Genomic DNA, 10226 nt, shown 5'->3' on the forward strand with positions numbered 1-10226 from the left:
TCCGTGATGGGGTCGCCGGCGTGCTCCACCTCCCAGCCCGGGAGCTTATCCAGGTTGGGGAAGAAGGTGTCGGCCTCCGGAGCGGCGGCGTCCACCTTGGTGAGATACACCCGGCGGCACCGGGAGAGCAGGGCGGTGTACACGCTGCCGCCGCCGATGACCCACAGGTGGTCGTCCTCCGGATCGCCAGCGGCCTCCAGGGCCTCCTCCAGGCTGCCCACCAGTTCGGCACCCTCGATCTCCAGACCCTTCTGATGGGAGATGACGATATTGCGCCGCTTGGGCAGGGGCCGCCCGCCGGGGAAAGTGTCCAGGGTCTTGCGGCCCAGGATGACGGTGCCGTTCAGGGTCAGGGAGCGGAAGCGCTTCATATCCGTGGGCAGGGAGAACAGCAGTCCGCCCTCCCGGCCGATGGCCCACTTTTGATCCACAACAACGATGGCGTTCATAACGTCTCCTCCTTAAATGGCGATGGGGATCTTATCGGTAAAGGGGGCAGGGGTGTAGCCCTCCAGGGCGAAGCTGTCCCGGGTGAAGGCGTAGAAATCGGTGACGGACGGGTCCACGGTGAACTTGGGAGCCGGGGACTGGGTCTGGGTGAGCATCTTCTCCACGATGGGGATGTGGCGGTCGTAGATGTGGGCGTCGGCGATGACGTGGACCAGCTCCCCGGGGATGAGGCCGCTGACCTGGGCGAACATGTACACCAGCACGGCGTACTGCACCACGTTCCAGTTGTTGGCGGCCAGCATGTCCTGGCTGCGCTGGTTCAAAATGGCGTTCAACACGTTGCCGGAGACGTTGAAGGTCATGGAATACGCGCAGGGGTAGAGATTCATCTCGTGGAGGTCCTGGAAGTTATAGATGTTGGTGAGGATGCGGCGGGAGGCGGGGTTGTGCTTGAGATCGTAGAGCACCCGGTCCACCTGGTCCATCTCCCCTTCGGGATAGCGGTGCTTGACGGCAAGCTGATAGCCGTAGGCCTTGCCGATGGAACCGGTCTCGTCTGCCCACTGGTCCCAGATGTGGGCGTTCAGGTCGTGGATGTTGTTGGACTTCTTCTGCCAGATCCAGAGCAGCTCATCCACCGCCGTTTTCCAGTAGGTGCGGCGGATGGTGAGGATGGGGAATTCCTCCTGCAGATTATAGCGGTTGACAATGCCGAATTTTTTCACGGTATGGGCGGGGGTCCCGTCCTCCCACCGGGGACGGACAGGCAGGTCGGTGTCCCAGACGCCGTGGTCCAGGATGTCCCGGCAGTTCTCGATAAAAAGCTGGTCGGCGCGGCTCATAGTGCGCTCCTCCTTAACGGTCGTTTTTTAACAGTATAGCAAATTTGTCGCCTTTTGTCGCCTATAGAACCGGGAAGAATTTTTAGCACGGCACTTTTTGCAGCTTCTTCCAAAGAGATGGCAAAAAAAACTCAGGTTTTGTGTGAAATTTTGGTTGAGGAACCATTCAAATTGCGTTAAGATAAGGCAGCCAAGAAAAACGGCGCAGAGAGGGGGCACCGCCATGCTGGACCGCAGCGAAGTGGGCAAGCGCGGGTATCTCCGGGAGGACTTCCGGCTTTTCCATCTCAAGGACAGCCGGGCCCAGAAACTGGACTATCACTACCATGAATTTGATAAGCTGATCTTGTTCCTGGGCGGCAAGGTCACCTATGTAGTGGAGGGCGTGACCTATTTCCTCCAGCCTTGGGATGTGCTTCTGGTGCCTCACCATGCCATCCATCGGCCCACCATCGACCCCGCGGAGCCCTATGAGCGGGTGGTGGTCTGGCTGGGCAGGGAGTGGCTGGGGGGGGGGGGGGGGCCCGGGGGCGGGGCGACCCGGGCGAGCCGCTGGAGACCTGCTTTCAGCTGGCCCAGGAGCGGGGGTTCCATCTGCTGCGCTTTGACGGTGAGCGGCGGCTGGACTATATGCGCACCATCCAGCATCTGGAGGAGGCCACCCGCTCCCGGGAATTTGGTGCCGCCCGGCTGGCGGATACGCTGTGCCAGCAGCTCTTGATCGCTGTGGACCGGGACATCCTCCGCAGCCGCACTGCCCAGGAGGAGACGGACAGCTACCGCATCGACCCCAAGATCGAGGAGATCCTGCACTATATCGCCGACCATCTGGGAGAGGAGCTGACGGTGGATGCTCTGGCGGGCCGGTTTTACCTGAGCCGGTACTACCTGATGCACCGGTTCAAGGAGGTCACCGGCTACACGCTCCACCAGTACATCAGCCAGAAGCGGCTGGTGTGGGCAGGAGAGCTGATCCGGGGCGGCATGCCGGTGATGAAGGCGGCGGAGCAGGCGGGATTTTCCGAGTACTCCACCTTCCTGCGGGCCTTCCGCGGCACGTTCCATATGAGTCCCCGGGAATTCCGGTGAGCAAGTACAAGGAGGAGAAAACAACCCAATGGATACGCAAAGTAATCAACTTCGGGTAGAATTTACCAAGGCGGATCTGCGCAGACTGATCGTGCCGCTGGTGATCGAGCAGCTCTTGTCCATCACTGTGGGCCTTTCGGACTCGCTGATGGTCTCTCAGGTGGGGGAGGCAGCCATTTCCGCCGTGTCCCTGGTGGACACAGTAAACGTGCTGCTGGTCAACGCCTTTGCCTCCCTGGCCACCGGCGGCGCCGTCATCACGGGACAGTACCTGGGCCGGCGGGAGATCGGCAAGGCCGGACACTCCGCCCAGCAGCTGCTGCTTTTTATGGGGGAGGTCTCCCTGGTGGTGATGGTGCTCTTCTATCTGGGCAAGGGGTTCGTGCTCAATGTGGTCTTTGGTCAGGTGGAGCCGGATGTGGCCGCCTACGCCAATACCTATTATGTAATAGTAGAGGCGTCCATCCCCTTCCTGGCGCTCTACAGCGCGGGAGCGGCACTGTTCCGGGTGATGGGCAACTCCGGCACCTCCATGTGGGTGTCCACCGCCATGAACGCCATCAATGTGGTGGGCAATGGCCTTTTGATCTTTGTGTTCCACCGGGGCGTGGAGGGCGTGGCCATCCCCACCCTGGTCTCCCGGATCTTTGCGGCGGGGGCCATGCTGGTGCTGCTGCGGCGGCCGGACCTTCCCATGCAGGTGGAGCGGTTCACCTTCCGGCATGACCGGTTCGTGGTGAAGAATATCCTGCACTTCGGCGTGCCCAACGGAATCGAGGGCAGCATGTTCCAGCTGGGTAAGATTTTGCTGCTCTCCACGGTGTCGGTGCTGGGCACCGCCTCCGTGGCGGCCAACGCCATCGGCAATACCCTGGCCTCCTTCCAGGTGGTGCCCGGCACTGCGCTGGGGCTTGCCATCGTGACGGTGGTGTCCCGGTGCGTAGGCGCATCGGAGTATGACCGGGCAAGGTATTATACCAAGAAGATGATGCGCACCGCCTATTTGTATACGGTCCTGGTCATCGCATTGATCCTGGCGTGCCTGCCGCTGATTTTGAAGCTCTACAACGTCTCCGATCAGGCCCGGGAGTGGGCAACCCAGATCTTGTGGATGCACGGCATCTGCGGCATTTTGATCTGGCCCCTGGCCTTCACGCTGCCTCAGGCCCTGCGGGCGGCGGGCGATACCCGGTTTACCATGGTGGCCTCCACCGTGTCCATGTGGACGCTGCGGGTGGGCCTGGGTATTTTGCTGGGCCGGTACTGGGGCTTTGGCGTCGTGGGCATCTGGATCGCCATGTTTGCCGACTGGGTGCTGCGGGCGGCGCTGTTTGTGCCCCGGTTCCACGGCCACAAGTGGGAGACCATGGGTTTGAAGAACTGACGGATTTAATTTTTTCCAATGAGGTGAAGCGTATGTACGACGAACTGACGGAAGTGGATATCCAGAAGATGCAGGAGGAGATCGACCACCGGGTCCGGGTGCTCCGGCCCCAGCTGATCGAAGAGGTGCAGACCGCCCGGGCCTTCGGGGACCTGAGCGAAAACTACGAGTACAAATGCGCCAAGCAGGCCAAAAACCGCAACGAGAGCCGCATCCGCTATCTCGAGCGCATGATCCGCACCGCTAAGGTCATCCAGGTGGATTCCAAGGACGGCACGGTGGGTCTTTTCGACAAGGTGACCATCTTCAATGAGATGGTGAAAAAGGAGATGAACCTCCAGATTGTCACTACGCTGCGTCAGGATGCCCTGAAGGGACTCATCAGCAAGGAGTCCCCGGTAGGCAAGGCACTGCTGGGCCACCGGGTAGGGGACCGGGTCCAGGTGGAAGTGAGCCCCGAACTGAAGTACTTTGTGGAGATCCGGGCCATCGAAAAGGGCAAGGACGACGATTCTCTGGAGATCAGCAGCTATTAAAAGAAAAGACGGCACAGCCCCGGAGCTCCCGGCCCGAAGGGCGGGGGGCCGTACATCCAACGGAAGGAGACTGCATAATGCTGTTTATTTGTTATCCCAAGTGCTCCACCTGCAAGAAGGCCCAGGCCTATCTGGAGGAGCGGGGCATTCCCTTTACGCGGCGGGACATCAAGCTGGAGACTCCCAACGCGGAGGAGCTGCGGCGCTGGCAGCAAATGAGCGGATTACCGCTGAAAAAATTTTTCAACACCAGCGGCCTTTCCTATAAGGCCCTGGGCCTGAAGGACAAGCTCCCCCACATGACGGAGGAGGAGCAGCTGGCGCTGCTCTCCGGCGACGGTATGCTCATCAAGCGCCCGCTGCTGGTGGGGGACGACTTCGTGCTGACGGGCTTCCGTCAGGCGGAGTGGGAGGCCCGGCTGGGATGAAGATGCGGGTGGACTTTGCCCCGCTGGACGGCATCACCAAGGTGGTGTTCCGGCAGGTGTGGCACCGGCGCTTCGGCGGCGCGGACCGGTATTTCATCCCCTTTTTCTCTCCCACGGACCAGCATGTGGTCACGCCCCGGGACCGGCGGGAGCTGGACCCGGAGGCCAACCGGGGGATTCCCTCCGTGCCCCAGATCATGACCCGCAAGGCCCCGGACTTTCTCTGGGCGGCGGAGCTGATGGAGGACCTGGGATACCGGGAGGTCAATCTGAATCTGGGCTGTCCCTCCGGCACCGTCACCGCCAAGGGCAAGGGCTCCGGCTTCCTGGCCCGTCCGGAGGAGCTGCAGCGGTTTTTGGACGAGGTGTTTGCCTCCGTTCGGATGCCGGTGTCCATCAAGACCCGGCTGGGTTACCAGGAGCCAGAGGAGTTTTACAAGCTGCTGGAACTCTACAACCGGTATCCCATCGCCTGCCTCACCATCCATCCCCGGGTGCGGCCGGAGCTCTATAAGGGCACGGTCCACCGGGACCTGTTTGCCTGGGCGGTGCAGGAGAGCCGCATTCCCCTTTGCTACAACGGCGACCTTTTGACCGTGGAGGACATCACCGGGGTGGAGGGGGACTTCCCCACGGTGGAGGCGGTGATGGTGGGCCGGGGTGCTGTGGCGGACCCGGCGCTGCTACGCAAGCTCCGGGGCGGCCCTGCCGCCACCCGGGAGGAGCTGGAAGACTTCACCGGGGAGCTGTATCAGGCCTATCAGGACTTTTACGGCCAGGCGGGCCACGCGGCCCAGCGGATGAAGGAGGTCTGGTTCTATCTGATCCACCTCTTTGAAGGCGGCGAAAAGCACGCCAAACAGATGCGCCGGCTCCATACACCCCGGGACTATGAGGCCCTGGCAGCGGCTATTTTCCGGGAGCTGCCCCTGCGGGACCATGCTGAGGGCCGCTTTGCCTGAAAATAGGCTGCGGCGTATCCTTGATATCTAAAAAGCAGGCGGACCACAGATAGTGGTCCGCCTGCTTTTTTGCGCGTTGATTCCAGGATGCCTGTGATTGTCAGAACTTCCAGAGGTTCAGCCCGACCTCCTCGCTGAGTGCCCGGTCTACCGTGCCGGGAAGCAGGGTCACGATCATTTCGCAGGTGGCGCTGATGACCGCCCGGTTCAGGTGTCCGCCGAACACCCGGCCCTGATCGTCCCCGGCACTCATGTGGAGGTGGCAGTAAAAGTCACCGTCCATGGTGTCGATGGTGCCGGTGAGGGAGACGATCTCAAAGCTGCCGGAAAAATGGTTGGCGTAGTATTTCTTTTCATCGGTCTTGAAAACGCCCACAGTGAACTCCTTCACCGCCCCCAGCGCCTGGACAGCGGCCAGACGGACCTGCTCCTGACGGGCGAAGTGCTCCAGCTGTTCCAAAATCTCCTCGGCCGGGTCCAGCCGTACCACATAGGTGTTTCCAAATTTCCGATAGTCCATGACGTCCTCCTTGTTATCCCAGATTTTCTCCAGCATACCACACGGATGTCCCCGGTGCAACGATTCGTTGCGTGACAAACATCCCGCCGGATGCTATCATAAAACCGGAGGTGGAGACCATGGTGGGACGCAATTGCAAGCGGCTGCGCCAACGGGCGGGATTGACCCAGGATAGTCTGGCGGAGCGGCTCCACGTCACCCGGCAGGCGGTGTCCGCCTGGGAGACCGGGAAGAACCAGCCGGACGTGGAGACCCTCACCGCCCTGGCGGAGGCCCTGGGTGCCGACGTCCGGGAGCTGATTTACGGCCCCGGAGCGGTGAGAGAGGGCTATACCCGGTTCCAGCGGCGGTATGTGGCCTGCACGGTGCTCTGCGCCGTGGTGGTGGTTACCTGGCTGGTGATGGAGCTGACCCTCGAGCCATATTTGTACCGGCTACGCACGGAGACCTTTACGGTTCTTCCGGGATTGGTGTACCTGCTGGTGGTGCCGCCCCTGGGATTTCTGGCGGCGGGCTGCCTGATTCCCTCTTTTGCGTCGCTGTGGGCGGATATCCGGGTGCGCAGCGTCCGGGTCCGGCGGATGGTGCTGGTGGTGGGACTGTTGGCTCTGGCTTATTATCTCTTGTGGATGACCGGGATTCTGAACCTGTGGCCCGATGCCTTTGTGCAATGCTACCCGCTGCGGTTGTGGTTTGCCACGCTATCCACGGTGGGCAACGAACTGCTGCGGCTGGGCCCGCTCTTCTTGTCCGGCGGGGCCCTCTCTTCTTGTCCGGCGGACTGCTGTTTCTGGTTCTGAACCACTGACGGCCGCATTATAAGAAAAAACAGGCACCCGGTGGGGTGCCTGTTTGCTATGTACGCCAATCAGGAGAGCTTCAGGTCTCCCTCTTTGATCCAGCCGATGCGCCGGAAAAACAGGCCAAAAGCCCAAGTGAGAACGGCGGGAAGAATAAAGCAGATAAGGACCATGGCCAGCCAGTCCGTCCCGGTGATAGCGGCCTTGACACCGGTGGCCACATCGTTGACCCAGCCGGTGTAGACGCCGATGGGGCCCACCATGCCGCAGGTGCCCATGCCGCTGGCCACACCGGAGGCGGGGTCATTCATCTCAAAGTGGAACACGCAGGTGGCCAGAGGTCCAGTAATCGCTGAGGTCAAAATAGCCGGCAGCCAGATCCGGGGATTTTTCACGATATTACCCATCTGCAGCATAGAGGTGCCCAGGCCCTGGCTGACCAGGCCTCCCCAACGGTTTTCCCGGAAGCTCATCACGGCAAAGCCCACCATCTGGGCACAGCACCCCGCTACGGCGGCGCCGCCGGCAAGACCGGTCAGACCGATGGCGGCGCAGATGGCGGCGGAGGAGATGGGCAGTGTCAGGGCAATGCCGATGACCACGGAGACCAGAATCCCCATCCAGAAGGGCTGGAGCACCGTGGCCCACTTGACGAAGTCTCCCACAGCGCTGGCGGCGGTGCCGATGGCGGGGGCCCACCAGGCGGAGAGGGCTACACCAGAGAGAATGGTCACCAGAGGCGTCACCAGAATGTCAATCTTGGTCTCTTTGCTGACGGCCTTGCCCAGCTCTGCAGCGATGACGGCGATGAACAGTACGGCGAGGGGGCCGCCGGCACCGCTGCCGCCGGAGAGGGTGGTGGAGCCCAGTGCGTTGGCGGCATAGCCCACCGTCACCAGGGAGAAGAGCACCATGGGCGGCGCCTGAAGGGCGTAGCCGATGGCCACGGCCATGGCCGCGCCGGACATGGCGGAGCAGTATCCGCCGACCGTTACCAGAAATGTAAGCCCCAACTGATCGCCCAAGGTATCCAGAATGGTGCCGATCAGCAGAGAGCAGAACAAACCCTGGGCCATGGCGCCCAGGGCGTCGATGCCATACCGCTTGGCGGAGATGACGATGTTTTTACGTTTTAGAAAAGCCTTGCATTTTTCCATGGGAAGCACCTGTTTCTCTCTCAAAAATAAATGTAGTATACAGGTGTCTTGACACCTGTATACTACATCATACACGGCGGGCTCTCCGCTGTCAACCGTTATTTCCACGGAAAATCCGCTTTTCGTGGGAGGGGCAGCCTGAAAAGTCAGGATTCCTGGCCGGGCAGCAGGATGCCCAATTTCCGCAGGGTCTCCCGTACCCGGTCGAAGGCATCGCCGTCGGGGCAGGACAGGGTGTGGAGGTGGATGCCCTCGGTGAGATTGGAGAGGGGCTGGGCATCGGCACTGGCGCAGCGCTTTAAAAACTGTTGGACGTCGTAGCGGCTGGAGAGCTGCAGCGGGCCGGTGAGCTGGCCGTAGAGGGGATGCTCCACGATCACATCCACCACGGTGCAGCCCTGGTCCACCATGGCGTTGAGCTCTGCCTCCATGCCGTCAGGGCCGTGCTGTACCGCCACCCGGCGGACCAGGCCGGTGGCGGCAGGCAGGATCACGTAGCCCCGGGGCGTGGCGGAGATGTCGGCTCCCGACGCCCGCAGCAGGGCGATGTCACCCACGATGATCTGCCGGCTGACGGAAAACCGGCGGGCCAGCGCCGCGGCGCTGACGGGGGCGTCGGCATTTCTTAAACGGTCCAGAATGGCCCTGCGGCGCTCCTCTGCCTGCATAGGGGTCCCTCCTTTGTTGAAATCAGAGTTCAAAAAACAGCCCGTTTTTGCTGCGGTTCTCTCAGCAGTATAGCATCCCCCGTCCCGGAATGCAAAGAGAAAGAGGGCCCGACCAGGCCCTCCTTCAATACAAAACGGATAAATTGATAGAAATATATCAGAGCGGAATCGCTTAGCCGCCCAGATAGGCCTTCTTGATAACGGGAGAGGCCAGCAGTTCGGAGCCGGTGCCGGTGGTGACCACCTTGCCGGTTTCCAGCACGTAGCCACGGTCGGCCACGCTGAGGGCGGCCTGGGCGTTCTGCTCCACCAGCAAAATGGTGGTGCCAGCCTTGTGGAGGCTGCGAATAATGTCGAAGATCTGCTCCACCAGAATGGGTGCCAGGCCCATGGAGGGTTCATCCAGCATCAGCAGCTTTGGGTGGCTCATCAGGGCCCGACCCATGGCCAGCATTTGCTGTTCGCCGCCGGAGAGGGTGCCGGCGGTCTGCCGCTGCCGCTCCTTCAGGCGGGGGAAGAGCTCATAGATGTGGTCCAGATCCGCGGCCACGCCGCTGCCGGGCTTGGTGTAAGCGCCCATCTCCAGGTTTTCCTGGACGCTCATCTGCAAAAACACCCGGCGTCCCTCCGGCACCAGAGCCAGACCCTTGGACACGGTCTTATGGCAGGGCAGATGGCCCAGATTCTCGCCCAGGAAGGTGATGGAGCCGGTCTTGCTGTGGAGCAGGCCCGCCACCGTGTTCAGCGTGGTGGACTTGCCGGCGCCGTTGGCACCGATCAGCGTTACGATCTCTCCCTGATTGACCTCGAAGGAGACGCCCTTGATGGCGTGGATGCTGCCGTAATACACGTTGATGTCTTCAACTTTCAAAATGGGCTCCATGACTCACGCCTCCTTCTGCTTGCCCAGGTAGGCCTCGATGACGGCGGGGTTGGACTGGATGTCCGCCGGAGAGCCCTTTGCGATGACACGGCCGAAGTTCAGCACGCAGATGCCCTCGCAGATGTTCATGACCAGGTTCATGTCGTGCTCGATCAGCAGCACGGCGATCCCAAAGGTGTCCCGGATCTTGCGGATGTTCTCCATCAGCTCCGTCGTCTCCGAGGGGTTCATGCCGGCGGCGGGCTCATCCAGCAGCAGCAGGCTGGGGTTGGTGGCCAGGGCCCGGACGATCTCCAGCTTCCGCTGGGCGCCGTAGGGGAGGGAGCCCGCCTTGTACTTGGCCAGATAGCCCATGTCAAAGATGGACAGCAGCTCCATGGCCCGCTCGTGGGCCACCTTCTCCTCCTTCCAGTAGCCGGGCAGGCGGAAGATGCCGCTCCACATGTTGTAGTGCATCTGGGTGTCCATGCCCACCTTCACGTTGTCTTCCACCGTGAGGTTGTTGAA

14 protein-coding genes are annotated in these 10226 nt (G+C 61.5%); 6 read left to right on the forward strand and 8 right to left on the reverse strand.

Annotated features, from left to right (window positions below):
* The 3 genes from QZL67_RS08825 to QZL67_RS08835 form a co-directional block, all read right to left on the reverse strand.
* Window positions 1-449 (reverse strand): dihydrofolate reductase (locus QZL67_RS08825; protein ID WP_292920184.1); only part of this gene is annotated, 449 nt, incomplete at its 3' end.
* Between the two features lie 12 nt (window positions 450-461).
* Window positions 462-1292, reverse strand: a complete 831-nt coding sequence (gene thyA / locus QZL67_RS08830; RefSeq protein WP_022290361.1) for a thymidylate synthase — start codon at window positions 1290-1292, stop codon at window positions 462-464.
* Window positions 1293-1458: 166 nt separating this feature from the next.
* Window positions 1459-1734 (reverse strand): hypothetical protein, encoded by a 276-nt coding sequence (locus tag QZL67_RS08835; protein WP_292920186.1) that lies wholly within the window; start codon window positions 1732-1734, stop codon window positions 1459-1461.
* A 59-nt stretch (window positions 1735-1793) separates the two neighbouring features.
* On the opposite strand from QZL67_RS08835, the gene QZL67_RS08840 reads away from it, so the two are divergent.
* From QZL67_RS08840 to QZL67_RS08860, 5 genes are all read left to right on the forward strand, one after another.
* A complete protein-coding gene (locus tag QZL67_RS08840; RefSeq protein ID WP_022290362.1) occupies window positions 1794-2381 on the forward strand; it encodes a helix-turn-helix domain-containing protein in 588 nt (195 codons plus the stop codon).
* 28 nt (window positions 2382-2409) lie between these two features.
* Window positions 2410-3765: an MATE family efflux transporter gene (locus QZL67_RS08845; RefSeq protein WP_022290363.1), complete on the forward strand. Its 1356-nt coding sequence runs from the start codon at window positions 2410-2412 to the stop codon at window positions 3763-3765.
* Between the two features lie 32 nt (window positions 3766-3797).
* A complete protein-coding gene (locus QZL67_RS08850) occupies window positions 3798-4301 on the forward strand; it encodes a GreA/GreB family elongation factor (protein WP_022290364.1) in 504 nt (167 codons plus the stop codon).
* 77 nt (window positions 4302-4378) lie between these two features.
* Window positions 4379-4729 carry an arsenate reductase family protein gene (locus QZL67_RS08855; RefSeq protein ID WP_022290365.1) on the forward strand — a complete coding sequence of 117 codons (351 nt, stop codon included), beginning with the start codon at window positions 4379-4381 and terminating at the stop codon, window positions 4727-4729.
* Window positions 4726-5691 carry a tRNA-dihydrouridine synthase gene (locus tag QZL67_RS08860; RefSeq protein ID WP_022290366.1) on the forward strand — a complete coding sequence of 322 codons (966 nt, stop codon included), beginning with the start codon at window positions 4726-4728 and terminating at the stop codon, window positions 5689-5691. The genes QZL67_RS08855 and QZL67_RS08860 overlap by 4 nt, the downstream gene beginning before the upstream one ends.
* A gap of 100 nt (window positions 5692-5791) precedes the next feature.
* On the opposite strand, the gene QZL67_RS08865 is transcribed toward QZL67_RS08860, so the two are convergent.
* Complete coding sequence (locus QZL67_RS08865; protein WP_022290367.1) at window positions 5792-6211, reverse strand: PPC domain-containing DNA-binding protein; 420 nt, start codon at window positions 6209-6211, stop codon at window positions 5792-5794.
* A 119-nt stretch (window positions 6212-6330) separates the two neighbouring features.
* Here QZL67_RS08865 and QZL67_RS08870 point away from each other — a divergent pair, with 119 nt between their 5' ends.
* On the forward strand, window positions 6331-7011 hold the full coding sequence (locus QZL67_RS08870) for a helix-turn-helix domain-containing protein (RefSeq protein ID WP_022290368.1): 681 nt from the start codon (window positions 6331-6333) through the stop codon (window positions 7009-7011).
* Window positions 7012-7079: 68 nt separating this feature from the next.
* On the opposite strand, the gene QZL67_RS08875 is transcribed toward QZL67_RS08870, so the two are convergent.
* From QZL67_RS08875 to QZL67_RS08890, 4 genes are all read right to left on the reverse strand, one after another.
* Complete coding sequence (locus QZL67_RS08875; protein ID WP_022290369.1) at window positions 7080-8168, reverse strand: PTS transporter subunit IIC; 1089 nt, start codon at window positions 8166-8168, stop codon at window positions 7080-7082.
* A gap of 146 nt (window positions 8169-8314) precedes the next feature.
* Entirely contained in the window at window positions 8315-8836 is a 522-nt protein-coding gene (locus QZL67_RS08880; RefSeq protein ID WP_022290370.1) for a transcription repressor NadR, read from the reverse strand.
* Window positions 8837-9008: 172 nt separating this feature from the next.
* Window positions 9009-9710 carry an ABC transporter ATP-binding protein gene (locus QZL67_RS08885; RefSeq protein WP_366914418.1) on the reverse strand — a complete coding sequence of 234 codons (702 nt, stop codon included), beginning with the start codon at window positions 9708-9710 and terminating at the stop codon, window positions 9009-9011.
* 12 nt (window positions 9711-9722) lie between these two features.
* The coding region (locus tag QZL67_RS08890) for an ABC transporter ATP-binding protein (protein WP_292920188.1) at window positions 9723-10226 on the reverse strand (504 nt) is incomplete at its 5' end.

The sequence above is a fragment of the Oscillibacter sp. CAG:155 genome, from assembly GCA_000436875.1.
GTDB lineage: Bacteria > Bacillota > Clostridia > Oscillospirales > Oscillospiraceae > Oscillibacter.